General features: G+C 52.4%; 17 protein-coding genes and 5 pseudogenes. 17 read left to right on the top strand and 5 right to left on the bottom strand.

Annotated elements, in window-relative coordinates:
• The first annotated feature begins 34 nt into the window (after positions 1 to 34).
• Positions 35 to 2,920: a YhdP family phospholipid transporter gene (locus tag L1889_RS08490; RefSeq protein WP_444329670.1), complete on the top strand. Its 2,886-nt coding sequence runs from the start codon at positions 35 to 37 to the stop codon at positions 2,918 to 2,920.
• The gene (locus L1889_RS08485; RefSeq protein WP_238664774.1) at positions 2,854 to 3,606 is read left to right on the top strand and encodes a YhdP family protein; all 753 of its coding nucleotides are present in this window, start codon (positions 2,854 to 2,856) and stop codon (positions 3,604 to 3,606) included. The genes L1889_RS08490 and L1889_RS08485 overlap by 67 nt, the downstream gene beginning before the upstream one ends.
• Positions 3,607 to 3,651: 45 nt before the next feature.
• Here the strand turns inward: L1889_RS08485 and gdhA are convergent.
• The 3 genes and pseudogenes from gdhA to trxA all read right to left on the bottom strand — a co-directional run bounded on the left by gdhA (position 3,652) and on the right by trxA (position 6,936).
• A pseudogene (gene gdhA, locus L1889_RS08480) lies at positions 3,652 to 4,991 on the bottom strand (NADP-specific glutamate dehydrogenase).
• A 292-nt stretch (positions 4,992 to 5,283) separates the two neighbouring features.
• Positions 5,284 to 6,539 (bottom strand): annotated as a pseudogene (rho, locus tag L1889_RS08475) (transcription termination factor Rho).
• Positions 6,540 to 6,609: 70 nt separating this feature from the next.
• Complete coding sequence (gene trxA, locus L1889_RS08470) at positions 6,610 to 6,936, bottom strand: thioredoxin TrxA (protein ID WP_238664773.1); 327 nt, start codon at positions 6,934 to 6,936, stop codon at positions 6,610 to 6,612.
• Between the two features lie 234 nt (positions 6,937 to 7,170).
• On the opposite strand from trxA, the gene L1889_RS08465 reads away from it, so the two are divergent.
• The 15 genes and pseudogenes from L1889_RS08465 (at position 7,171) to L1889_RS08395 (ending at position 24,127) form a co-directional block, all read left to right on the top strand.
• Complete coding sequence (locus tag L1889_RS08465) at positions 7,171 to 9,132, top strand: DNA topoisomerase IV subunit B (protein WP_238664772.1); 1,962 nt, start codon at positions 7,171 to 7,173, stop codon at positions 9,130 to 9,132.
• 36 nt (positions 9,133 to 9,168) lie between these two features.
• A pseudogene (parC, locus tag L1889_RS08460) lies at positions 9,169 to 11,474 on the top strand (DNA topoisomerase IV subunit A).
• Positions 11,475 to 11,548: 74 nt separating this feature from the next.
• Positions 11,549 to 12,582: pseudogene (locus L1889_RS08455) on the top strand (CDP-6-deoxy-delta-3,4-glucoseen reductase).
• Between the two features lie 66 nt (positions 12,583 to 12,648).
• A pseudogene (locus L1889_RS08450) lies at positions 12,649 to 13,893 on the top strand (D-amino acid dehydrogenase); the annotation flags it as partial.
• Positions 13,894 to 13,908: 15 nt separating this feature from the next.
• Positions 13,909 to 15,207, top strand: a complete 1,299-nt coding sequence (locus L1889_RS08445; RefSeq protein WP_238665889.1) for an extracellular solute-binding protein — start codon at positions 13,909 to 13,911, stop codon at positions 15,205 to 15,207.
• A gap of 80 nt (positions 15,208 to 15,287) precedes the next feature.
• Positions 15,288 to 16,232, top strand: a complete 945-nt coding sequence (locus tag L1889_RS08440) for a TcpQ domain-containing protein (protein WP_238664771.1) — start codon at positions 15,288 to 15,290, stop codon at positions 16,230 to 16,232.
• On the top strand, positions 16,232 to 17,836 hold the full coding sequence (locus L1889_RS08435) for a type II secretion system protein GspD (RefSeq protein ID WP_238664770.1): 1,605 nt from the start codon (positions 16,232 to 16,234) through the stop codon (positions 17,834 to 17,836). The genes L1889_RS08440 and L1889_RS08435 overlap by 1 nt, the downstream gene beginning before the upstream one ends.
• Complete coding sequence (locus L1889_RS08430) at positions 17,820 to 18,311, top strand: type 4b pilus protein PilO2 (protein ID WP_238664769.1); 492 nt, start codon at positions 17,820 to 17,822, stop codon at positions 18,309 to 18,311. The genes L1889_RS08435 and L1889_RS08430 overlap by 17 nt, the downstream gene beginning before the upstream one ends.
• 29 nt (positions 18,312 to 18,340) lie before the next feature.
• A complete protein-coding gene (locus L1889_RS08425; protein WP_238664768.1) occupies positions 18,341 to 19,021 on the top strand; it encodes a hypothetical protein in 681 nt (226 codons plus the stop codon).
• Positions 19,018 to 19,461, top strand: a complete 444-nt coding sequence (locus L1889_RS08420) for a hypothetical protein (RefSeq protein WP_238664767.1) — start codon at positions 19,018 to 19,020, stop codon at positions 19,459 to 19,461. The genes L1889_RS08425 and L1889_RS08420 overlap by 4 nt, the downstream gene beginning before the upstream one ends.
• Positions 19,462 to 19,473: 12 nt before the next feature.
• On the top strand, positions 19,474 to 21,207 hold the full coding sequence (locus tag L1889_RS08415) for an ATPase, T2SS/T4P/T4SS family (RefSeq protein ID WP_238664766.1): 1,734 nt from the start codon (positions 19,474 to 19,476) through the stop codon (positions 21,205 to 21,207).
• 378 nt (positions 21,208 to 21,585) lie between these two features.
• Positions 21,586 to 22,350, top strand: coding sequence for a hypothetical protein (locus L1889_RS08410; RefSeq protein WP_238664765.1), 765 nt, complete (start codon positions 21,586 to 21,588; stop codon positions 22,348 to 22,350).
• A gap of 36 nt (positions 22,351 to 22,386) precedes the next feature.
• Complete coding sequence (locus L1889_RS08405; protein ID WP_238664764.1) at positions 22,387 to 22,797, top strand: prepilin-type N-terminal cleavage/methylation domain-containing protein; 411 nt, start codon at positions 22,387 to 22,389, stop codon at positions 22,795 to 22,797.
• A complete protein-coding gene (locus L1889_RS08400) occupies positions 22,788 to 23,027 on the top strand; it encodes a hypothetical protein (RefSeq protein ID WP_238664763.1) in 240 nt (79 codons plus the stop codon). Before L1889_RS08405 ends, L1889_RS08400 begins: the two co-directional genes overlap by 10 nt.
• A 5-nt stretch (positions 23,028 to 23,032) precedes the next feature.
• Positions 23,033 to 24,127: a type II secretion system protein gene (locus L1889_RS08395; RefSeq protein ID WP_238664762.1), complete on the top strand. Its 1,095-nt coding sequence runs from the start codon at positions 23,033 to 23,035 to the stop codon at positions 24,125 to 24,127.
• Between the two features lie 21 nt (positions 24,128 to 24,148).
• Here the strand turns inward: L1889_RS08395 and L1889_RS08390 are convergent, their stop codons facing one another.
• On the bottom strand, positions 24,149 to 25,363 hold the full coding sequence (locus tag L1889_RS08390; RefSeq protein WP_238664761.1) for a urate hydroxylase PuuD: 1,215 nt from the start codon (positions 25,361 to 25,363) through the stop codon (positions 24,149 to 24,151).
• 63 nt (positions 25,364 to 25,426) lie between these two features.
• Positions 25,427 to 25,780, bottom strand: a complete 354-nt coding sequence (gene uraH / locus L1889_RS08385; RefSeq protein WP_238664760.1) for a hydroxyisourate hydrolase — start codon at positions 25,778 to 25,780, stop codon at positions 25,427 to 25,429.
• Between the last annotated feature and the right edge of the window lie 89 nt (positions 25,781 to 25,869).

Here is a 25,869-nt window from a genome sequence, read left to right as displayed (position 1 = left end):
AGGAATTAATCCTTTTTAAGGTTCCAATGCCAAGATTGCTCCGGTTTTTGCTCTATACGCTGCTTGGTCTGTATATCTGCGTAGTGCTGGGCGTGTCGGCGCTGCGGTTCTGGGTACTCCCTCGATTAACGATTGGCGAGAACCCCTGCAACAAAAAATGTCGTCGGCCCTGGGGAGTCAGCTTAGCTTTGAACGTATTGAGGCAAGCTGGCGTGGTTTGCATCCCAGTATTGAGTTTAGCGGAGTTGAGTTGCGACCGGAGGAAATGCCTGACGCTTCTTTGCATATTCCCCTGCTCCGCCTTAAGTTGAGCTGGTCCTCGCTGACGGCGAGAACATTTCACTTCAAACATATTGAAATCGAAGGGCTCAGCCTGCCGGTACGCCGCGATGAGCAGGCACGCCTGCATCTTGGTGAGATTGAGCTGAGTCCTGCAGCGGCTTTTGCTGATAATCAACCGGTATTGAATGAGTCGGAATTTGTTCACTGGCTAGTGCAGCAACCGAAGGTGAGCATTCGGGATGCCACCCTTATTTGGGAAGATCAGTTACGTGCCAAGAAGCCTGTCGCTCTGGACAAGATCCAGCTCAGCCTGACTTCGACTCCCCGACGCTATCACGTCGAGTTGCATAGTCAGGACGACCGCGCTGAACAGGCCGGCCTGTTGCTGATTGCTGACTTTGAGCGGTCCGTATCAAGTCCTTTGAACCTGGATCAGGCCCAAGGTAGGGTATATGTGCGTGCCGCGGGTAATGGTACCGCTTTATGGAACTCGTGGCTTCCTGTGCCCGATGACTGGTCCTTTTATCTGGAGCAGGCGGCGCTTTGGCTAGATATCGAACAAGGACGTATTGAGGCTCTGCGTTTTGATACCCTGGCTACTGATGTAGCGTTGTCAGCGGGTGAACAGGTCATAACTGCCCGGCGTCTTGATGCATCAATACAGGGGCCATGGTCAAGCATTGATCACTGGGTGCGTGGTGAAGACCTGGCGGATACCGAATTAAGTCTTGATGCCTACGTGGAAGGGCTACGTCTTGGCGCTGAACCGATTTGGCAGCACGGGCTTGAGGTGGCCCGAGCCGCCCTCAGTGCAAGTTGGGCGGGCGGTGTTTTGCAACTGAGCAAAGCGGCGATAGAGACTGCAGACTTTTCGCTGACGACGCGAGGCACCTGGACCGAAAGTGCTGATTCGGATTTGGGCGAACTGAGCCTGCATGGCGAGCTAAACGCGTTGCACTTAGCCCATCTTTATCGTTATTTTCCTGTACTTATTGATGAGGACGTCACCGACTGGCTGGAGCATAGTCTTGTAAAAGGACAACTGGAGCAGGGGGCTTTTGTTTTGTCGGGAGACCTCAGTGCTTTCCCCTTTAACGCTGAACCTGAAAAGGGCTATTTTTACGTAGGCGGAAATATACGCAACGCCTCTGTTGACTACCTGCCTGCAGAGGCTGGAGAGGTCTCCTGGCCCCCGGTAAGCGGTGCCAATGGTTATTTGTACCTGGAGCGGGCCGGTTTGTATGCCGATTTTGATCAGGGGCAGATAGAGATTGATCCGGCTCGCCCGGTGCAGGCCAGCCGAATCAAGGTGTCGATTCCAGATATGGAATCTGAGGCGACTCTTGTGATTCAGGCGCAAACCGCGGCCTTAGCGTCTGATTATCTTGCTCTTATGACGCGTTCACCGCTGGGAGGCCTTTTAAATCACAGTTTAGACGAGGCAAAGGCACAAGGGCGTTGGCAAGTACCGTTACAGCTAACAGTTCCTTTGCATAATCCCAACGCTATCAGCCTTCAGGGTCATATCGCGATGAGCGAGTCGACGTTGCAGCTTTTTCCTGATTTTCCCTTAATCACGAAGTTAAGTGGTCAGCTTGAATTTGACGAGACGGGTGTGGGCAGCGACGACTTAAAGGGGGAGTGGTTAGGGCAAGCCATTACGTTGCGTGACAAGTTGGCGATAGGGGAAAAAGGCTTGAGTATAGAAGGTACCCTGGATGTTGCGCAGTTGAAGTCCTATGTGCAACAGGAGCTCCTGGAGCGCTTTTCCGGGACCGCAGCCTTCCTGGTGAATATGCGCATTGCTGACGAAGGGCAGTTACTGATTGATAGCTTCTCAACGCTTGAAGGCTTAGCGCTTAGCTTACCCGAACCCTTTATTAAAACAGCGGCCCAACAGTGGCCTTTAAAACTGGCATGGATGCCTGCGGCTAACGGAAATGATTATCGGCTGATGATGAAGCTGGGGGAAACACTGCAGGCCGAATTTATACAGGACAGGGCTTCTGCAGCCAGTGGGTTCCATACCGGAGCCATTACGACCAAAGACGAGTTGCGTTTGCCAGAGGAGGGCTTGCGGGTTGATCTGCGCTATCCCAGGCTGGACCTTGATGATTGGTATGCCTTGATCAGTTCGCTTCGCTCGCGTCAAGATCGTGATCAAGGCTCAGGTTGGCCCTCACTGACTAGCTTACGCCTGCAGAGCGAACAGTCGTTGATGTTGGGCTTGCCTTTCAGCCAATTGACAGTGACTGCGCAAAGGCCTGCCTATAAGCGCTGGCGCGTGGATCTTAGCTCGACCGAAGTCGCAGGCAGTATCCAGTGGGCCGTGGATGCAAACGGCGACATCGACGGCTTGCTGGATGCCCACTTACAGCGGCTGGTCTTGTGGGAGCCAGCGCTGGAATCTGAAATCAAAAAGCACGAGCCTGCAGAGGATGCGGAGGATTTATTCGATGGTGACTTACAACTTCCCGAACTGGCAATTCGGATTGATCACTTGCGTGTAGCGGGATTGAGTCTGGGGAGTTCAACGCTATCGGTGATAGCGTTGCGCATCAAGACAGCTGGGTGCTTAATACCTTGCATCTGGATGCTCCGGGCATTCGCCTGGAAGGACGCGGAACATGGCGTTTAACTGGCCCAGACAGAGGCCTGGGGGTAGACGTCAATATCAGCGTGAATGATTTGGGAGAATATCTACGCTTTGCCGGTAAGCCTGAACTGATGCATTCGGGTAATGGTGATATTACGGCGAAATTGAATTGGCGCCGTCTGCCCTGGAGTATAGACGTGGCGAACCTGGAAGGCGAGATACAGGTCGACTTAAGCAGGGGACGCTTTAATTCCATAAATTCGCGCTCAGCACGATTGCTGGAATTGCTATCACTGCAGTCATTGGGACGCATGGCGAGTCTGGATCTTAATCTCGGTGCTTTAACCCGTGATGGTTTTCCGTATGATCAGTTGTTGGGTACGCTAACACTGCATGATGCCAGACTGTCTACTTATGATTACCGAGTGATCGGCCCGGTAGGCGCTATTGTCATAGAAGGTGATGTAGGGCTAAAGGCTGAAAACGTCAATCTTGATGCGGTTGTCGTGCCCAGGCTGGATGTCAGCGGTGCGGCTATTGCAGCGGGAATTGCTGTGAACCCTTTGCTGGGAGCAGGGGCTTTCCTGGCACAGTGGATTATGCAGTCGCCAATGTCTAAAGCAATGACTGTTCGATACTCGGTAAATGGACAGTGGGACAATTTGAACATTAGCGAAAGCAGTGAGCCCATCAAGACTCAAGAGCAACCGCCAGCCATTGAACCATAGAAAAAGGGGGCGTAACGCCCCCTTTACACATAGGAAATTAGGCTATCAATAAACGCCTTGTTGAAGCATCGCATCGGCCACCTTCACAAAACCGGCAATATTAGCACCGTCTACATAGTTGATAAAACCGTCTGACTCACCGAAGAGCACGCAGTCGTTATGAATACAGCGCATGATGTCATGGAGTTTGGTGTCTACCTGTTCGCGAGTCCAGTGCAAACGTTGCGCATTTTGACTCATTTCCAGGCCTGAGACGGCGACACCACCGGCATTGCTGGCCTTGCCGGGTGCGTACAGAATTTTCGCTTGAAGAAAGTGCTCGACCGCCTCCAGAGAGCAAGGCATATTGGCACCTTCGGCCACACACTTGACACCGTTGCCGAGCAATACCTTCGCATCGTCAGCATCAAGCTCATTCTGCGTTGCGCAAGGCAGGGCAATGTCGACAGCCACATCCCACGGGCGCTTTCCCGCGATGTAATCGATCTGGATCGCGCGGGCATAGTCTTCGACACGGCCTTGCTCATTATTTTTGATTCGCATGAGCAGCTGCAATTTCTCGTGGCTGAAGCCAGCAGGGTCGAAGGCATAGCCGTGTGAGTCTGATATGGTCACGACCTTGGCGCCCATATGCAGGCATTTTTCGATGGCATATTGAGCGACATTGCCCGAGCCTGAAACGGCAACACTTAGGCCGTCCATCGACTGATGGCGACGTTTGAGCATTTCTTCCACGAAATAAACGAGACCATAGCCGGTGGCTTCAGGTCGAATCAGGCTGCCACCGAACGAGGCACCTTTACCAGTAAATACGCCAGCGCTTGAGTTAGACAGCTTTTTCATCATGCCGGTCATGAAGCCGATTTCGCGTCCACCTACGCCTATGTCTCCGGCCGGGACGTCGGTGTCCGGGCCCAGATGACGATACAGTTCAATGGTCAAGGCCTGGCAAAAGCGCATAATTTCGTTGTTAGAACGATTTTTGGGATCGAAGTCGGAACCGCCCTTGGCGCCCCCATAGGCAGCGTAGTCAGCGCGTTTTTGAAGGTTTGCTCAAACGCCAAAAACTTCAGGATGGAAAGATTAACAGAAGGGTGAAACCGCATGCCGCCTTTGTAGGGACCAATTGCACTGCAGTGCTGCACTCTGAAGGCGCGGTTGGTTTCTACGTCGCCTTGATCGTTGATCCATGACACGCGAAATTGGATAGCGCGTTCAGGCTCTACAAGCCGATCAAGCAAGCCGTATTCGGCATAACGTGGATTCTTTTCTATAAAGGGCCACAAACTTCCCATGACCTCGGCTACTGCCTGCATGAATTCAGGCTGGTGAGGATCACGGGCACGGACAGAATCTAGGAACTGTTCTAGGTTCGAGTATTTCATGTGTAGAGGCTCTGTCGTAACACTGAGGAGTTAGATCAAAAAAACCATACGCTCAGCAAGGTTAAAAAAGAAAAGGCTGAGGAAAAGCCGTCATTGAGTAACGGCAACGCGTTTAAAGCAGACGCGAGACAACTGAAAGATTGCCTTGCCTCCTAGACTAAGCTTAGCAATCTGTATAGAAGAAACCACTACGGTAAATGCCCATACCGGAATCGATGAAGCTACGTTTAGCCGGCCTAGCCTAGCGCCAAAAAATAAGCCTCGATATATCGAGGCTTATTTATATTAAAACTTATTTTTTCATCATATCGAAAAATTCTGCATTTGTTTTGGTTGCACGAATTTTATCGAGGATAAATTCCATGGATTCGATCTCGTCCATATCGTGTATGAACTTGCGCAATACCCATACTTTTTGCAGCAGATCGGGTTTGATCAGAAGTTCTTCGCGACGGGTACCGGACTTGTTGAGATTAATGGCAGGATACACACGTTTTTCTGCGAGGCGCCGTTCCAGGTGGATTTCAGAGTTACCCGTGCCTTTGAACTCTTCATAGATGACTTCGTCCATGCGGCTTCCCGTTTCAATCAGCGCTGTTCCGATAATGGTAAGCGAGCCACCTTCTTCAAGGTTACGGGCGGCGCCAAAGAAACGTTTTGGACGCTGTAGCGCATTTGCATCAACTCCCCCGTTAATACTTTGCCGGAAGAGGGGACTACCGTGTTGTAAGCACGTGCCAGCCGGGTAATGGAGTCGAGCAGGATTACGACGTCTTTCTTTAGTTCGACCAGGCGCTTGGCTTTTTCGATCACCATTTCGGCAACCTGAACGTGACGCGTGGCGGGTTCGTCGAAGGTCGAGGCAACGACTTCACCGCGAACGGTACGCTGCATTTCGGTAACTTCTTCGGGGCGCTCGTCGACCAGCAGCACGATCATGGTGGCTTCGGGGTAGTTGGTGGTGATGGCATGAGCAATATGCTGCATCATCACGGTTTTACCCGATTTGGGGCTGGCAACGATCAGGCCGCGCTGCCCTTTGCCAATGGGAGAGAATATATCCAGGATCCGGCCCGTGATGTTCTCTTCGCTTTTGATATCGCGCTCGAGGGTCATGGGCTGATTCGGATGCAAGGGCGTGAGGTTTTCAAACATAATGCGGTGTTTGATGGCCTCGGGCTGCATGCCGTTAACCTTGTCGACTTTTACGAGCGCAAAGTAACGCTCACCGTCTTTAGGGGTACGTACCTCGCCTTCGATAGAATCGCCAGTGTGCAAATTGAAACGCCTGATTTGCGAGGGCGAAATGTAGATATCGTCGGTGCTTGCCAAATATGAGGTTTCGGGAGACCGCAAAAAGCCGAAACCGTCAGGCAAAACTTCGAGCACGCCGTCGCCGAAAATCTGTTCGCCTTTTTTGGCGTGTTTTTTCATGATGGCGAACATGAGTTCTTGCTTGCGAAGGCGGCTCGCGTTGTCGATTTCCAGGCTGGCAGCCATTTCTAGCAACTGCGAAACGTGCAGAGCTTTTAAGTCATTGAGGTGCATGAGAGGAAAAGAAGGGTTTCAGCCAACGGCGGCGAGCCCAGAAGAGGCCCGCGCGAAATTGTTTGTAAGTTTATAGGGATTCGTCGAGAAAGGCGTTAAGTTGCGACCGGTTCAAGGCACCCACTTTCGTTTGGGATACTTCACCATTTTTGAACAGCATCAGGGTGGGAATACCGCGCACACCAAATTTAGCTGCTGTTTCCGGATTTTCATCGACATTAACTTTAGCAATGATAACACGGCCTTTAAATGTTTCAGCAGCTTCATCAAGTAATGGTGCAATCGCTTTACAAGGACCGCACCATGCAGCCCAGTAATCAACCAGTACCGGTAAGCTGGCTTTTAGAACGTCGCCATCAAAGGAGGCGTCGGATACGTGTTTAATAGAATCGCTCATGGGGGATAAGGGATATAAAATTAAGTAGGAGAATCTTATAGAACATGCTTACATTGAGTTCAATGTATTCTATGTTGGGTCTGGGGCGGCAGTGTGTTGTTTTTTGGCGCCACCTGTACCCGTAGAATTATATTCATTGTAGTGGCAGTTGCCTTTCTGCGCGAGTCGTGGTTTGGGTATCTGACTACAATTCGTAAAATACTTGTTTTAACCTGCATTTAGCTAGAGATCACTTTGGCCATTCCTAACTACGACGAAAGCTCCATCCGGGTACTCAAGGGTCTAGAGCCGGTGCGTCAGCGCCCGGGCATGTACACCCGCACCGATCATCCACTTCATATACTTCAAGAGGTCATCGACAACGCTGCCGACGAGGCCTTGGCAGGTCACGCTAACCTACTGAAAGTTTGTCTCCACACCGATGGCAGTATCTCAGTCGAAGATAATGGCCGCGGTATTCCTGTCGGCGAACATCCAGAAGAAAAATCACCCGTGGTCGAGCTTGTGTTCACGCGTTTGCACGCGGGCGGTAAGTTCGACAAAAAAGATGGCGGAGCCTATGCCTTTTCGGGCGGCTTGCATGGCGTTGGTGTGTCGGTTACCAACGCTCTGTCCACGCGGCTCGAAGTCGAAGTCAAGCGTGATGCGGCGACGCACCTGATTGTGTTTTCAGGGGGCGACGTCATTACTCCTTTGCACGAAGTGTCAAAGGTGGGCAGACGCAACACCGGGACTCGGGTTCGCGTATGGCCCGATGCCACGTATTTTGACTCGCCAGCCATTCCCATGGGTGAACTCATTCACGTCTTGCGTAGCAAGGCGGTGTTGCTCAGCGGTGTCACGGTTCAACTGACTAACGAGAAAACCGGTGACAGCCGCGAATGGTGCTATCAGAACGGCTTGCGTGGTTACCTCGAAGAAACACTTGAGCAGCCTGATTACATTGTTCCGTTATTCGAAGGTCAGCAGTATGCCCCCGCCGATGATGATGACTATTCCGAAGGCGAGGGGGCTCATTGGGTAGTCGCCTGGACTGCTGATGGTGCGGTGGTACGTGAGTCTTACGTGAATTTGATTTCAACCTCGGCTGGTGGAACCCACGAAGCCGGATTGCGAGATGGGCTGTTTAACGCTGTCAAAAGCTTTGCGGAATTGCACAGCCTCATACCCAAGGGCGTTCGCTTATTGCCTGAAGATGTATTTGCACGAGCTAGCTTCGTATTGTCTGCGAAGATTCTTGATCCTCAATTTCAGGGTCAAATTAAAGAGCGCCTTAATAGTCGTGATGCCGTACGCATGATCAGTGCTTTTGTAAGGAATGCACTCGAGCTGACGCTTCACGCTAATGTTGACACGGCAAAGAAACTGGCTGATTACGCGATTAAGCATGCGCAGGCACGGGCGCGCTCGGCTCAGCGCGTCGAGAAGCGTAAGAGCTCAGGCGTGGCTGTATTACCAGGTAAGCTTACTGATTGCGAGTCTCAGGATGTCACGCGCACTGAACTATTCCTGGTTGAGGGAGACTCGGCTGGAGGGTCTGCCAAAATGGGGCGTGACAAATCCTACCAGGCCATTTTACCGCTACGGGGTAAAGTGCTGAACTCGTGGGAAGTGCATAAAGACCGGCTATTTGCCAATCAGGAAATTCACGACGTGTCAGTGGCGATTGGCGTTGACCCTCACGGACCAGGCGATACAGTTGACCTTTCTGGGCTGCGTTATGGCCGCATTTGTATTTTGTCGGATGCCGACGTAGATGGCTCTCATATACAGGTGTTATTGCTGACCTTGTTTTTTAAGCACTTCCCCAGGCTGATCGAAGAAGGCAATATTTTTGTAGCACGCCCGCCCTTATTCAGGCTGGATGTCCCGGCAGTGGGCAAGCGTGCCGCCCGTAAAATTTATTGCCTGGATCTGGCCGAGCTTGAGGGAGCACAAGACAAGCTGCGTTCAGAAGGCATTAAAGAGTCCCAGTGGTCTGTTAGCCGCTTTAAGGGCTTGGGCGAGATGAGCGCCGAACAGCTTTGGGATACGACGATGAACCCTGATACACGCCGCCTGTTGCCTGTACGTTACGGAGATCTTGGCTTGAAAGGTACTGAAACCATCTTCGACATGCTGATGGGACGGGGCGAAGCGGCACAACGCCGTACATGGCTTGAGGAAAAAGGCAATTTAGCCGACATTGACGTCTAACGGCCGCGGCCACATTAACGATAAAGATTACGCATTATGGATACCGTACAAAACGGCCTGTTTGCACAAGACGAGAGCGATGAAGGCTTGAGCTTGGGCTTATATGCCGAACAAGCTTATTTGGATTACGCAGTATCAGTGGTTCGGGGACGCGCTCTGCCCGATGTCTCCGATGGACAGAAGCCGGTGCAGCGACGCATTCTCTATGCCATGCAGGCAATGGGTTTAGCGGCAGGAGCGAGGCCGGTAAAGTCTGCCCGGGTCGTGGGGGACGTGCTGGGTAAGTATCATCCGCATGGTGATCAGGCCGCTTATGATGCCATGGTGCGCATGGCCCAGGATTTCAGCCTGCGTTACCCCTTGGTCGATGGCCAGGGTAACTTTGGGTCACGTGATGGGGATAATGCAGCGGCGATGCGCTATACGGAAGCACGCCTGACACCATTCGCCAAATTGCTGCTTGATGAATTAAATGAAGGAACGGTCGATTTTTCGGCGAACTACGACGGCTCCCAGCAAGAGCCCGTATTGTTGCCCGCCCGTCTTCCAGTAGTGCTGTTAAACGGGGCGTCGGGTATCGCCGTAGGGATGGCTACTGAGATCCCGCCGCACAACCTCACGGAAGTCGCCCACGCTTGCGTAACGCTGCTTAAAGATCCGGCCATTACTGATAGCGAGCTCTTCGACATTGTTCCCGGACCGGATTTCCCGGGGGCGGACAAATTATTTCCAGCCGTGAAGAACTGGCTCAAATCTACAGCACGGGACGTGGCAGCATCAAGGTTCGTGCACGCTGGGTTTTTGAGGAAATGGCCAGAGGCCAGTGGCAACTTGTCGTCAACGAGTTGCCGCCGGGCACGTCGACACAAAAGATACTTGAAGAAATCGAAGAGAAAACGAACCCCCGCGTACGTACAGGACGCAAGGCTCTGACCCCGGAGCAGCAGCAAACCCGTGCCTTGTTGCTGGGCTTGCTGGATGCCGTGCGTGACGAGTCGGGGAAAGATGCTCCCATCCGGCTGGTGTTCGAGCCTAAAAGCAGCCGCATTGACCGTCAGGATTTCGTCAATACGCTACTCGCTCACACGGGCATGGAAGGGAACAGCACGCTTAATCTGGTAAGCATCGGTATTGATGGTAGGCCGGGGCAGCGTACCCTTCGGGAAATGCTCAATGAGTGGTTGCAGTTTCGCAGTCATACATTGCGCCGACGCACCCAATTCAGATTAGATAAAGCTTCAGACCGCATTCACATCCTTGAGGGAAGAATGGTGGTTTACCTCGACGTAGATGAGGTCATCCAGACGATCCGCGAAGCAGATGAACCGCGTATTGCCCTGATGGAACGCTTCAGTCTTTCAGAGCGCCAGGCTGAAGATATACTCGAAATGCGTTTGCGTCAGCTCGCTCGTCTGGAAGGCTTTAAAATCGAGCAAGAACTCAGCAAGCAGAGGGCCGAGCAAGCAAAGCTACAGCAGCTGCTTGATAGTAAAGCAGCTTTCAAACGCATGATGATCAAAGAAATCGAAGCTGATGCCAAGACTTATGGCGACGAACGCAGAACCGTTATTGAAGAGGCTGAGCGAGCCGTTCTGGAAGTAAAAGTGCTCGACGAGCCAGTAACCATCATCGTCTCGAACAAAGGCTGGCTGCGCCGCCGTCAGGGGCATGGTCTTGATCTTGAAAGCCTGACCTTCAAGACGGGCGACGGCTTTCAGGCGGCCATTGAATGCCGCAGCACAGAGGATGTCGTGGCTCTAGGCTCCGATGGCCGCGCCTACACAGTGGCCGCCGCGAGCATTCCCTCGGGAAGAGGTGACGGGCAGCCCATCACGGCCATGGCGGATATCAATCCTGCCGCGCCGTTTCGGCATATAGTGGCTGGGTCCGCTAAGCAGCGTTACTTGCTGGGTGTAGACAGTGGTTACGGCTTCATAAGCACGCTAGGAGATATGTCTACGCGTCAACGGGCCGGCAAACAGTTCGTGACGGTGCCTGATGGCGATCGGCTATTACAGCCACTGGCTTTGAAAGAGACGGACACGGCGATTGCGCTCTTAAGTAAAAATGGGCGTTTCATGGTGGTGGACATTCCCGAACTGCGGCAGATGGCAGCAGGTGGCCGGGGCACGATCTTGATGGGCCTGGATCCCGATGATCGCCTTTCTCAATGGGCGGCTATCGGACCAAATGGTATGCAGGTCACTGGGGTTTATCGACGACGGGAAACGACTGAGGTGCTGGGCTTGGCTGAACTCGAGGTTTACCGGGCCAAGCGCGCTCGTAAAGGAAAGACGCTAAATACCCGAGTTATGCATCCTGTAATAGAGCGGGTAGAGTAGCGCTGGGTTTGAACTGATTTTTTTGGTATGGCTGCAGGAGCCTGCCACAACGATTTAATAAGAAGATATTTGCTATGAGTTTTAAGGTTACGGTGCAGCCATCGGGCTTGGAGTTTTCGGTACAAGCGGGGCAAACACTTTTGGACGCTGCCCTGGATGCTAAAATTGTGCTTCCCTATAGTTGTCGGGCAGGCGCGTGCTCTACCTGTAAAGCTAAAGTGATTGAGGGCGATTTCGAAGCCGGAGAGGCTCCAGGGCATATTTTGGATGCTGAGGAACTGGCTGAAGGCTATACGCTGCTTTGCCAGGTCTTTCCTGCTTCAGATATGATTGTAGAGTCGCACCAGGCTCAGGTGGCCAGCGACATTCAGGTTCGGAAACTGCCATCCAGAGTCATTGGTCTGGAGAAGTTAAACGACGATGTGATGGTGGTTAAACTGCAGTTGCCGGCATCCAGCCCTTTGTACTACTACGCGGGTCAGTATCTTGAGTTCATTATGCGTGACGGGCGTCGACGCAGCTATTCAATGGCGACACCCCCAAATGAGCAAAATATTGCTGAGCTGCATATTCGTCATTTGCCTGGTGGTGCTTTTACTGATCATGTCTTTGGTGTGGGAAGCACGCAAATGAAAGAACGTGAGATCTTGCGCGTTGAAGCCCCCTCGGGTCTTTCTTTCTGCGCGAAGATAGCGCTAAGCCTATCGTGATGCTGGCCAGCGGAACGGGTTTTGCTCCCATTAAAGCCATTGTCGAGCATATGCAAAATAAGGGCATAAAGCGTGAGGTGGTTCTGTATTGGGGTGGACGCAGACCCAAAGATTTATACATGCACGAATTAGCTCAGCAGTGGGCCCAAAGCATCCCTGGCTTTAGCTATGTACCGGTAATTTCTGAAGCTACTGCTGATGACAACTGGTTGGGACGTACTGGCTTTGTGCACCATGCTGTCATGCAAGACTTGCCCGATCTTTCTGCCTATGATGTTTATGCATGTGGTGCGCCAGCCATGGTCGAGAGCGCCCGCAAAGATTTTGTCCACGGGTGCCAGCTTGCTGATGAGGCTTACTATGCTGATGCTTTTACTTCCGAAGCCGATCTTGCCTAGAAGCAGAGCGGCCGGGGCAAACGGCTTCAGGCGTGTCCGCCTTGCATTACACGTAGGAATATAAATATGAAAATTGCGGTATTGGGCAGTGGGATTATCGGGGTATCGACGGCGTGGTGGTTGCAGCAAGACGGCCACGAGGTGGTCGTCATTGATCGCCAGCCAGGGCCTGCCCAAGAAACAACGCGCGCGAGCGGCGGACAGGTCTCAGTTTCGTACGCTGAACCCTGGGCGTCTCCGCAAGCTCCCTGGAGACTGGCACGCTGGCTAGTGAAAGATAATGCACCGCTATGGTTCAGGCCCTCGCTAGACCCAAAGCAATGGGCATGGGGGGTACGCTTTCTAACTGAATGCCTGCCTTCCCGTTTCGAACCGAATGTACGGGCGCTGGTGCGGCTGGCTGAATTCAGCCGCTCGACGCTGCAGCATATGCGCGCTGATTTGAACATCGATTATCATTGCGTAGAGCAAGGTATCCTGAACTTTTACCGAGACGCTCGCGGGATGGACGAAGCTCAGGAAATGGCAGATGCAATGCGCGACCTGGGTGTTGAGCGGCGAATTTTGAATGCAGATGAAGTCGTTGCACTTGAACCGTCCCTGGCTACGGTACGAGAAAAAATTGCCGGGGGCGATTACAACGCTGACGATGAATCCGGCGATGCCTATGCCTTTACTTGTGCGCTGGCTGAACGAGCCCGGATGGCAGGTGCTGTTTTTAGATTTTCAACTCAAGTTACCCGCCTACGCGCTGAGGGTGGTGAAATAAAGTTAGTCCAGCTAATTGATACCGACGGCAGTTACAGTGAATTGGCTGTAGATGCGGTAGTGGTTGCCATGGGGGCATACTCGTCGCAGCTGGTCACGCCGCTGGGCATTCCCTGCCATGTGTATCCTGCCAAGGGTTATTCAGCGACTTTTGAGATTACCGACAGCGACAAGGCGCCCCAGGTCAGCTTAAGTGATTCGGCTAACAAAACAGTCTATTCGCGTTTCGGAAACGCCTTGAGGGTAGCGGGCACTGCTGAATTAAGTGGTTTTTCAAGGGCGTTAAACACTAAACGTTGCAATTCAATAGTAAAGCAAACGCAAGAGTTGTTCCCAAGTGGGCTCGATTTTGATAATGTTCAGTTTTGGTCTGGCTTGCGACCTGCAACGCCATCAAATATTCCCCTCATCGGCCAAACCAAAGTTCGTAATCTGTATTTGAATACAGGTCATGGAACCTTGGGATGGACTCTTGGGGTCGGCTCTGGACGGGCTTTGGCTGATATCATTGCCGGGCGCCAACCCGAGGCAGAGTTTCCTTTTTGCGCTGAATCGTTCATGAATAAATCTCGCTATTTATCTGCTCCCCGTGCATTAAGCTTTTACCTTGGTGCCGCTTTTTTATTGAGCGCTAGTTCGGCAGCATGGGCAGCTACCGACGTACAAGTGTGGCACTCGCTTCCTGATTACAATAAAAAAGTTTTCGAGAAGCTGGTCTCTGACTACAACCGGAGTCAAAAAGAAGTTACGGTCAAGCTTCGGGCCTTTGGTGACGAGGCACAGCTTGATCAAGCTCTAACAGCCGCCCAGGCTAAAGATCGTCCTAATTTATTCCAGCTGGGCGAGACCTCTGGCCTTGATGATGTAGCGCAGCGGTCATACGTGCTACCGCTCTACACCTTGACCGCAAAGTCACCCATCAAGACGGGTACCTGGTTTTTACCAGCGGCCAACAACTTCATGCATGATGCCAAGGGGCGCATGCTTGCCTTGCCTTTAATGGCTGAAATCCCCGTGATGTTTTATAACCTTGATGCCTTTAAGAAGGCAGGCATTGTTCCTACAGAGCCCTCTCGCGCCTGGCACGATCTGCAGGCACAGCTGGTTACCTTGGCTAACAACGGATCGCGGCGCTGCCCTTTAACCTCAGATCAGCCGGTGTCTATTAATCTCGAGAATCTGGCTGCTGTAAATAAGCAGTTTTACGCAGGTAGCTCGAAGGCTAAAGCTGGTTTCGATTTCGACGCCTTGTATATCCGGCACCTCTCGACCATGATCAGCTGGGTACGCAGCGAGATCATGGTTGGTCCCGAGTTCGGTCCGCAGTCGGTAACGCGCTTTGCGGCGGGGGAGTGTGCAGTTCTGTTATCCAACTCAGGCAATATTGGCCAGTTAAGCAACGATTCCAAGGTTAATTACTCGCTGGCCGGACTGCCTTACTATCCGGAAGTGGCTGCGCAGCCTGGCAGTCCTTTTGTAAGCGGCTCCGGGCTTTGGGCTACCAAGGGCCATAGTGCTGAACAGGATAAGGCCACCACCCAGTTTATGGCCTGGTTAGCGTCGGCTCCTGCGTCCGCGTCCTGGTATCAGTCCACCGGTTATTTGCCTTTAACCAAGGAAGCTTTTGAGGTCACCGACGCAAAGTACTATAAAGACCTTGGAAACTGGCGCGACCTGGTGGCAATTTATGAGAAAAACCCCGAGAACACGACCAAGGGGTTCAAGGTCCATAATTATCATCAAATCCGGGCCATGTTCAATCAAACGCTGCAGAACGCCCTTGAGGGTAAGCAGCCTGCGGTGACTGCGCTTCGCCTGGCTGCCAGTGAGGCAAATAAGCTGGCAAATACCAAGTAGCGCGACAACTAGCTCCATGCGTACATCCCAGTCTGGCGCCCGTCGCCAGACTGACAGAACATAGCATTCAATGTAATTCATTGAGTGCTATTTTTTTTGGGGCAAAGTATGTGGGTTCGCTGGGGGTACTGGGCGCATGCGCTGCATTAAGCGCATGTGCTGCGCCAAACAACACATCATGGTGGGACGATCTGGGTAGTGTGGCATCCAGTCATGCGTCAAATCGTTTCAATTTTGATTGGCATCTGGTCGGGGATCAGTACATTGCTCCTCTGCACATTTTTAGCTCCGAGAAACAAGTGTGGTTGCAATACGCTGCAGCTCAGGTACCGCCCGTCATAACTGAGCTGGCTTTAAATAATCGCTCACCTTTCAGTCCACGGCAGCATGGCGGTTATTGGGTGATCGATACCGATGCCAAAGCCTTACAGTTTCAAAGTGGTGAGTATCAGGCGTGGGCATATCTGGAAGACGCCAGGCATCTAGCGGAGTCGCAGATCCGCTCGGCGGCAACGCAAAAAGAGGAGGCCCTATCCTTAGCGAAGGTGTCAGTACTGCCCGTTACCATACCGGTGCTCAACGACCATAGCCCTATCGTCGCTCCAACTGAAAGCTCAGCGCTGCCTCTGATTTCCCAGGTTTCTACTTCGCACGCCCCTGCAGAGACTCACATCGAACCTAACGCTGCACGGCCTGACAAGAATATTCCTGAAGCGGTCATTGCTGAAACCTACTACCAGGCCAGCCCTGACGATCAAAATTTACGCCGTGTCTTGCATCGATGGGCCAACGAGAACAACTGGACCTTCGACACCGAGCACTGGGCGGTTGACGTAGATCTTCCCATTACTGCCAGCTTTAGTATCAGCAGCAGTTTTACTGAGGCTGTACAAGCCTTGGTAGCCAGTACTCAATTGGGTTCGCACCCTCTTAAACCGTGTTTCTATTCAAATCAGGTTTTACGTATTATTCGCATAGCCCAGTCCTGCGCTCCTGCCTCTTTTCCAGCAGAGGGAGACGCCTGATGAAACGTGTTTATATCTGCATCACAGGTGCTTTATTAAGTTCATGCGGCGTGCATGAGCGATTAAAAGATCTGGATCAGCAGGCAGGACATGCGGCCACGCACATCAGCACTCAACAGCATCGCTTCTATGAGCATATAGATGAACGACATCGTAAAAGCACTCCTTTTGTTGAGCAGCCGTGGATAGTAGGGCGAGCACAGCCTTTAGCTCGAGATGTCACCTTGCCATTGCCACTTCGCCAAGATATCAATACCACGCTGGTCTTTGGCAATGAACGGCTACGTCTTAGCGAGGTGGCTGAGAGAATCACCCTGGCTACCCAAATTCCTGTACGCATACAGCCCGAGGCTTTACTTCCGGTCACGCATTTTTTGAAAGACAGCACCCGGCATGCGTCGGGCGTATCTTTTCCTCCTGAAGACGTAATGAAAATTCAGCTTAACGGGGTTGCCGAGCCTTTAGCCTCCATACTGGATCGGGTGTGCGCCCAGTTCGATATCTATTGGCGACAACACAACACGGGTATTGAGTTCTACAAGGTGGATTCCCGAGTGTTCGAGTTAAAAGGTCTGTCGTTACGGGCAAGCTCTTATGCGGCGCTCGGGTCTGGCGGCTCGGCAGGGCAAGGCGACGACGGTTTTAACAGTCAGTCCGGAATCCATTTGCAAAGTGACGAACACGAGCTAATGGAGGTCGTGCGCGCGCGTGTTGAGTCCTTGCTGTCAGGGGGCGGCAGGGTTAGCGCATTATCCGGGGCCAGCCCCACCTTGCTGGTGGTCGATACGCCCCAGACCCTTGAGCGGGTCGGGCGTTATTTACAGAGAGAAAACCGTAATTTAAGCCGTCGTGTTCGACTGTTGTTTGAGGAGCTCACGGTAGAGCTTCGGGACGACTCCGAGGCTGCAGTTAATTGGGATGTACTCTTCAATGCCTCTCGATTTTCGGCCTCGATAGCCTCTCCTGCAACTGGACTAAGCAATGCCTTCTCTTCCGGTCTGAGCCTGGCTCAAGGCTCCTTTCAAAACAGTGAGGCCGTAGTAGCTGCGATCAGTACGCTAGGGACAGTTGTGCGTCGAAATACCGTACCGGTGCTTACCCTCAACCATCGGCCCGTTACTCATGCATTGCGTACTACCTTTACCTATATAGATCGCATTGAAAGTACGCCTACGGTTAGCTATACGGGTAATACAGTGCATTCCACCGCGGTTAGCCAACGGGAACAAACGGTGGGATCCCTGCTTACCCTGATCCCTGAAGCTCTGGATGATGGTCAGATCATGCTTTCGGTCGCCTATGACAACACGACCGCCCAGCCGCTGAGCACGATTGAGGTTGGTCGAGGAGATCAGGCACTGAAAGTGCAGCAATTAACCGTCGAAGGGGCGGGCATGGTGCAGCAAGTCGTTCTGGATGCAGGCAGGCCTTTGCTTATTTCCGGCTTTGACCGTTCTGAGCAGAGCGGTGGAGAGCGACGCTTAAATCCTGGCGCTCCCCTGATAACCGGAGGGGCCAGCACACATGCTTCCAGGCATTTACGCACCATTATTCTGCTGACAGCGCAAGTAGAAGAGGGGGCGAGTAATGGGGCGCCAGCCTAACTCTCATATTCAGCCAGACTGTGTTTTGTACGGTGGCTTGCATTGGCAGGTCGTGGTGGGAAGTGGCGGCTTAAAACGCCTCATGGCTCAGGCTCGTTTGCAAGGACGCACGCACAGCGTTATAAGCGGAGCCTCATTTAGAAGTTTTGGTGCGATAACCCAGACGAATATTGAAAAGCGGGGGTTGCTCACTCATCACAGTGCAGCAGCCTGTTTTGCGCGGTTGAGCGCACGCGGCTCTCATGCGGTAGTGGTCAATCTGGGGGCCGCCCGCTTTCTGCTGCTGGCGGTGAGCGATGGGGCTGTATTGGTTAAGGGCGATCAATATTTCAGTGATTCTGAAACGGCCCAAGCGGCTCTGCAAGAGCTAAGTGAAAGCAGTCCGAACCTCAGTGCAAGATACATCGAAGATGGCGAGGAGTTTTGCGTTCGCTTCAGGCACATCGTTCACTGGAGACCCAGCTTCAACCTATAGGCAGGCGCCGGAGATGGCGTTATGTAGCGATGCTTAGTGTTCTTCTGGTGACGTTGTCAGTCTGGATGCTAAGCCTTGGCGTGCCCAAGGGCGTTTCCGCCATAGATGCTGGCCAAGTGATGCCGCTTCCTGAGGTTGCCGGCAGTTCTTATGCCTTGGAGGCTGTATTGGCTGAATGGTATGGCCTTTCACTTCAGGTCGACCAATGGCAATTGTCATCCGTAAATTGTGAGTTGAGACACTCGAGGTTATGGACGTGTGCGCTGCAAATGCTTCGTCCGGGGAAGCCGCTAAAAGGCGATGTGCCAGGAATCAAGGGATGGGAGCTTATTTCTCAAAGCGAGACCGAACTCAACTATCGGCGCACCGTGGCTTACTCAGAAGCCGGTCGTCAATCGCAAGCTCAGCCCAATCACGAAGCTGTGACGCTGCAATCACTGTGGCGTAATTATGCCCATGCCTTTAGCCGCTTCCATTCGTTACCGCCTTCCCCGGCTTTCGCCCCCGGGCCAGATACAAACCAGGAAGCTCCAATATGGCTACCCGGATCACAGGTGTTCATTGAGGGGCCCTTGCGTGCACTGGTCCTGGCTCGCGATGCTATTGGTGGCCTTAAGAATCTACAGCTTGAGCTCAGGGTGTCTGCCGAACCCGCTATGCCAAGTCCAAAAAGCCAGTTGATGTTCAGTTTAAGTGGGGTGCAGTTATGAGACGGTTTCACCTTAAGAGAAACAGTGCTGTTGGTTTCTTGTGTTTGGCGTTGCTGCTGATCCAGAAGGACGGGGCTGCTGACAGTATTGACTTTGAGTTGCAAGCCATGCAAGTGCGTGAGCTGTTGGCCTTAGAGCAGCGGCAATTGCGTGAACAGCTTGGCTACTCCGGTGAACCACATTTCCAAAGCACTTCCTTGCCGCCCGCCCCCAGTGAGAATCTACCCAGGCTGTCAGCCATTTATGGCGTCGGTAAACGCTTGCTTGCAGAGTTTTATCTAGACGGAAAAACCTATCTCTATCTACACGATCATGACTTTCCTATCGGATATAAGGCTGGCGCCGACGTATATCGATTAATCGCCCTCTCAGAGCAGTGTGTCACTCTTGGGCGGGAACAGTACGAGTTCACGCAATGCCTGCACGCTGCGCTCAATTAAAGGAATCCTTAAATGCTTAGCCGTCTTATGGTTCGTCGTCGACTATCCGAGCCTGAACTGTCGTTAGCCTTATTGTCTGATGATAGCGAGGCCATTGTTATTGATACACAGGCCGCCTTGCATAGCTTAAGTGCTCGTATCGAGCGGGGCCTTGGTTACGAGCTGGGGGTGCAGGAGATGCACAGCACCCTTTTTCCGGTCATGTTTGAAGACCAAAGTGCTGCAATCCTATGCACCGCCGACTATGCAGATAGCGCTTATGCAACAGAGCTTATACGGCTCATGGCCTCAAGTTATCGCCTGGCATCACCTGCCCGCTATGTATTGAATCTTGCCCAGCTCTTATCGGTGGTCAGATTGTTTCAGCCCTCCAGGCAGGGGGCAGACCTCATTGGCCTAAATCTGCACGAGGAAACAGCCTGGGATCAGGGCGAGTTGTTTATTGCTTTCCTGGCCTTGGTGGAGTGGGGTGTTAAGCAAAAAGCCAGTGATTTGCACATCAATGTGCTGTCCGGACAGACCTGCTCCGAAATCCGCTACACCATTGACGGTCGCTATATCTGCCCGGCCCATTTCCAAGGTATGAGCACTTCTATGGTAATGGCAATGCTTTCTGCCGCCTGGATGAATATAGAAGGAGGAAATGGCGCCGTATTTGATCCGCATGAAGAACAGCAAGGCAGCCTGCAATGCAGTATTCAAGGCATGAAGGTTGTGCTGCGCTGGGCCTCGTTGGCGGCCGAGGCAGGCCCCAGTGTTTGCTTACGCTTGCTGGTAGATGACGCGACCGCTCAGTTGCCTTGCATCTCGTCTTTAGGTTATAGCGCGGCCCAACAGCTGGAGATTGAGCAGGCCATGTTAGCGGACGGTGGAGCAGTGCTGTTTTCCGGTGTGGTCGGGTCAGGGAAGTCGACTTCCCTGGCTGCCTTGGTGGCCGCTCTTCCTCCTTGGCGCAAAGTAATAACAGTTGAAGATCCAGTCGAACAGCGTATCCCCAATGCTGTGCAGAATTCATTGTCGCGGAATTTGGCGGTAGACAGTCACAACGGCTTTGCCTCCAAGCTTCGGGCCTTGAAGCGTTCTGCCATGACCGACGTGCTTCTGGGTGAAATCCGGGATCACGAAACCGGTCGTGCATTTAGCGATTTAGCCTCAGCTGGAGTGCGTGTTTACTCTACGGTTCATGCAGGTTCCGCGGCTCTTATTCCCCAGCGGCTGGCTTCTGACTTTATCGGGGTATCACCGCAGCTGATGGCTGCTCCCGGAATTCTCCGTCTGCTGATCCATCAGATGCTGGTATCTACTTTATGCAAGGAATGTGCCCTGCCTTTGGCCAGGCTTAAAAGCTATCCTTCGTGGTTACCGGCCCGGGTCGCTCATAGTCCGGATTTACAGCAATGGCTATGCAATTTCGAAAGAGCGGGTGGTTCAATCAAAGATAATTTTGTCCGTAATACAGCGGGTTGTCCGCAATGTCGGCGCGAGAGTGTGCCAGACCTTAACGGCTATGCAGGCCGTACCGTTGTTGCGGAAGTCCTGGACCCAAATCAGAACAGAACTTGGCTAGAGCAAATCGGCAGACTACCCAGTGTGGCAACTTCTGTTCTTTCAGTAAAAGAAAGCGCTTATCAACTGCAGTACGGATCGGGCAGTCTCGTTGAGGTGGGCCTGCAAAAATGCAATACCGGGTTATTAGATGCATTCGACCTGGAGCAGCGCATTGGTGGCTGGGGGCAGCATGCTTAAGGGGGTCAAGGTCTGGCTGAGTCACTATAGCGGAGATCGCTATCAGCAACAGGACCGCTGGAGACAGAGCCCTGGCACCGACAGGCAACGGTTTGCTGCATTTCAAGTGGAGTATTTTTCTTACTTGCACCACATGTTGTCAGAACTGAAGGGTAGTCGTACGCTGCGAGACGTTTTTTTATAGACGCCGAACGTTATGGGGGAAACCATTGGCGCGGGCGTCTTGCACAGCGCTGGCTGCTGCGTTACGAGCACTCTGGTGGTGATCTTCATGCTACGTGGTTCGACTGTTGCGATATCGAAACCCTGTCGTTACTCAGGACAGCCCAGGCTCACGGTGAGCGGGCACTGATTATTGCCTTTAAGCAAGTTGCCGAAGTGCTTCGCACCAAACGCCAAATTCGCCGCGCTTTTTTGCAAATGGTAGGGCCGGGAGCATTCGCAGCCCTGATCCTGATGGGTATGCTGGCTGTAGTACCTCTATATACCGTACCTCAATTGTTTTCAGCATTTGGCGATCTGCCAGATATCTATCTGGGGCCATATAGCCTCGCCTTAAGGCGATTCTCCGAGCATCTGCTTAGTTACGGCGTTGCCATCATCGGGTCTTTTCTCTTCTTGATCGTTCTTATGCGTTTGAGCTTACCGAGGCTGATAGGGAAAATAAGAAATCGCCTGGAAGCCGTCCAGCCCTGGAGCAGCTACCGTCTTTATCATGGATTCCGGGTTTTTATACTGCTCAGTCTTTTGTTACGTGTGCACCCAGCGTCACAGCGTCTGAGTGTCTGTCTGGATTCTATAGAAACCGATAACAATGCCTGGCTGTTTTGGCGACTGAGTATCACCCGTCAGCGCCTACGCGATGGCTCATCATCCTATGCGGCTTTCGATCAAAACTTTCTACGCACCAAAGACGCCTGGTATTTCAGCGACATCGCCTCGGCACAGGGGCTGGAAGAGGGTTTTGCTGCCACAGCGAGCCACCTGCACGAGCAACTGCTGGCGATCTTTAACCGATATAGCCAGATCCTGAAATGGGGCTTGCTTATTGGCAGCGTCGGGGCGCTTGTTTCCTTAGGGCTTTGGCATTTCGTAGCCATCAATGAATTACGCACTGGCTTGCTCTTGTTCCATTCAAGTTAAGGTTTTTCTAAGTTTTTTATGATTACAGGAGAATGTATGTTTACGCACGAATCAAAATCAGTATCGAACCATTTCGGGGGATGCTCCGTAGCAGCCAGATCCGCAAATACAGCAGCGCAGGCAGTTGCACTTCAGCGTCAAGGTGGTTTTTCCTTAGTCGAAGTATCACTAGTGACAGCCATTGTTTTATTGCTAGCGGTCATCGCCGTTCCGGCGATCAATAATTATGTGATTGAGAACCGGGTGCCTAAAGTGGCGGAGGAGTTGGCGCGCTTTATGTTGAATAATGAAATCTCTGCACCGACTTCGGTCTCGAACCCCTATAACGGTATTAATCTCAACACGCTTGCTCACTACGTATCCGAAAGTGGAGTTCTGGATATTCGTGGCCAAGGGGGGCAACCCGAATTTTGCACGGTTTGGGAAGGGACGGCCAAGTGCTATTAGAATCCGCTGAACAGGGAGAGCGTTACAAATTGGTGCTCGATAAGGTGAACCATGCAGCATGTCCGGGAATCGCCTCCGTTTTGCAGCGAATCAGCCATCATATTGAAATTGTGGGAGACAGCGGTGCAGCAACTGTTGTTAAAGGCAACGGCATTGACTATAACGCCGTGGTGGCGCGTGCCGCCTGCTCTCGTGGCGATGTTAATTCTTTTAGCTTTGTAGCAGGTTAGAGAACGTGCGCAGACTTATCGCTACGCTGGGATCAGGCCTTGGGGCCGAGACTCTATCTGATTCGGGCTCCACGCATTCGAAAGTGCCTCATGCCGCACCTAAGGTCGCGCAGCAAGGGGCCTTATTAATAGAGTTAGCCCTTGTGCTGAGTGTCATTCTGTTAATGGCTGTGCTTGCCGTCTCGTCATTTAACCATCGGAATGCCGAATTACGCATGCAAAGCCTGGCATTATGGATGGGCTCTGTGCATCACGCCTTGCAGCGCTACATTAACGATCACGGGATCGAGCTTGCCGAAGCGGGCTATCTGATTCTCGGCGTAAACAACCCTCGTGAGCCCACCGTAGCCGAACTAAAGTCAACCGGATACCTGGCGGCAGATTTCCCTCTGGGAACAGCGCAGAAATACAGTGTGAAAACAAGCGTGTTTTCAGAGCCGGGCTGCAGTCAGCCTCCTTGCGGGATCTATGGCTTGATCTGGGCACCAGGAGTGGCGAAGAGCAATCACGATCTGGCCTATTGGCGTGTAAGTACCGCAGCCAAGGGCGCAATTATCACCCTGGAGCGTCCGGGCTATATAAGTGCAGCAACTTCTGAGCTGAACAATCCTCCACATCCGGACGTGGCTTTCATACCGGGAGGCAGTGTGGCTCTGGTAGTCACACCCGATACACTCGGCCTGGCTTACTTAAGGGTCGGTGACGAGCGCAATCCGGATTTTAAGAATAATGTGCATTTAGGAGGCGAGCTAAGGGTCAGGGGTATGGCTTATCTGCACAGCGGACTGCACATCGCTGCTGTGAATGTTGCACAAAGTTCGTGTGCAGCGCCAGGTTTGGTGAGTAAAAATAGCGAATCAAACGGACTGCTGATTTGTAGTGGACGGCACGAGTGGCAAGGCTTGGACTCCTTGGCCGGGGGCACTTTTACTATCTCCGGCAAGGGGCAGTGCGCCCATCCGGTATTGGGCAGTACAGTGCACCCTCTAACTAAAGCCTGCACTTGTCCTACCGGTTACCAAAACGTATTGATTTCTATCAGCGGTAATCACGCAGATGATATGTACAGCACATTCGCCTGTAGCCCATCAAATTATTAATGGACTACAGGCTTCGTGAAATTAATCTGCCGTACCGCTCCAGGCTTCAATAAGCTCACGTTCTTCTTCAGTCATTTGGGTGATGTTACCCAAGGGCATATAGTGATTTTGCACAACTTTTTTGACTTCTGCTGCGTGAAGCAAGGTCTGGTCCTCGCTGTCGAGCAGCATGCCAACGGGAGCTGTGGTGAAACCGTAGCCCTCGGGACTGACTGCGTGGCACTGGATGCACCGGGCGTCCATGATGCCCTGAACCTGTTGTAGCGTGACTGCCGCCTCGGCTGATACATCGCTACCGGCTGTTTTCTGTGCGGGGGCGGCCAGCCAGCCTATTACCAAAATGAGCAGGACGCCTGCCACCGGATAACCCAGCTTGTTCTGACCGGTATGCAGCAGAACGAAGTACTGACGAATCAGTGCGCCGGCAAAGATGAAGAGCGTCATAATAATCCAGGCGTACGGACTATTATAGGTAAATGAATAGTGATTGCTCAGCATCAGCAGTACGACAGGTAAGGTGAAATACGTGTTGTGCACTGAGCGCTGCGTACCACGTTTGCCATCAAGAGGGTTTGGCGTACGCCCAGCCTTCAGATCGGCAACCATGCGCCGCTGTCCGGGAATAATCCAGAAGAAGACATTCGCGGACATGCTAGTGGCCATTACGGCGCCCGTAATCAAAAATGCTGCGCGGCCAGAGAAAATATGCACGCTTAAGTAGGCAACCAGAACCATCATGATGGCTACAGCAACACTTAAGATGCCATCGCGGTCCATGTTGGGACTGATGCGCTTACAGAGCTCGTTGTAAACGACCCAGCCTGCAATCAGGAACAGAATGGCAGCGATATTCGCCTCGGTTCCGCTCATGCTCGCCGCCCACTCCCATGGGCTATTGGGATTGGCCAGGTAGAAGGTCGGCTTGGTCATATACAACAAGGCAAACAGCGCAAAGCCTGATAGCCAGGTGGTGTACGATTTCCAGAATGACCAATGCAGATCGTCGGGTAGCTCTGCAGGGTTGGTCAGGTACTTTTGATTATGATAGAAACCGCCGCCGTGAACCGCCCACATTTCGCCGAATACACCGCGTTTTTTGCTTTCTTCGCTGGTCGGTGCACGCAGACTGCGATCAAGCATGACGAAATAGACGGATTCACCGATCCAGGCAATGGCTGCTATGACATGCAGCCAGCGCAGCAGCAAGTTGGCAAATTCCAATAAATACGCTTCCATGATTATCCTTGTGTTCTGATATCAGTTCTTGTTTTAGCTTCTGTAGGCAGAGGCATATTGGAATTAGCTGCCGCGGTAAGTGGACCATGACCATGGTGTAACCACTAACGGTACATGATAGTTGCCACCATCTTCGGAAATTCCGAAGTGGATGGATACCTGGTCAACGAAGCGCGGGGAGGGCAGATCAAGCCCTTTTTCGGCGAAATAATCGCCTGCATGAAAGACCAGCTCATATGAGCCTTTAACGACATCGCTACCTTGTAAAAGAGGTTCATCACAACGGCCATCGCTATTGGTTTGGGCATTTTTAACGAGAGTGCGTGTGCCATCTTTTAGCGAGTAAAGTTCAATTTTTACGCCTTGTGCAGGACGACCGTGTGTCGTGTCAAGAACGTGGGTAGAGAGTTTTCCCATGTGTGTCTCCGGTTTTTGGTTTCCGTGAATACAAGAAAATTCCAGCGAGCCCAGTTTTGGGAACCGGCCGTGGGGCTAGCGGTGCAAGG

This window comes from Paenalcaligenes niemegkensis (genome assembly GCF_022230885.1).
Lineage (GTDB): Bacteria > Pseudomonadota > Gammaproteobacteria > Burkholderiales > Burkholderiaceae_B > Paenalcaligenes > Paenalcaligenes niemegkensis.
The sequence above is the reverse complement of the archived record's forward strand: the minus strand, read 5'-3'. Positions and strand labels throughout refer to the sequence as shown.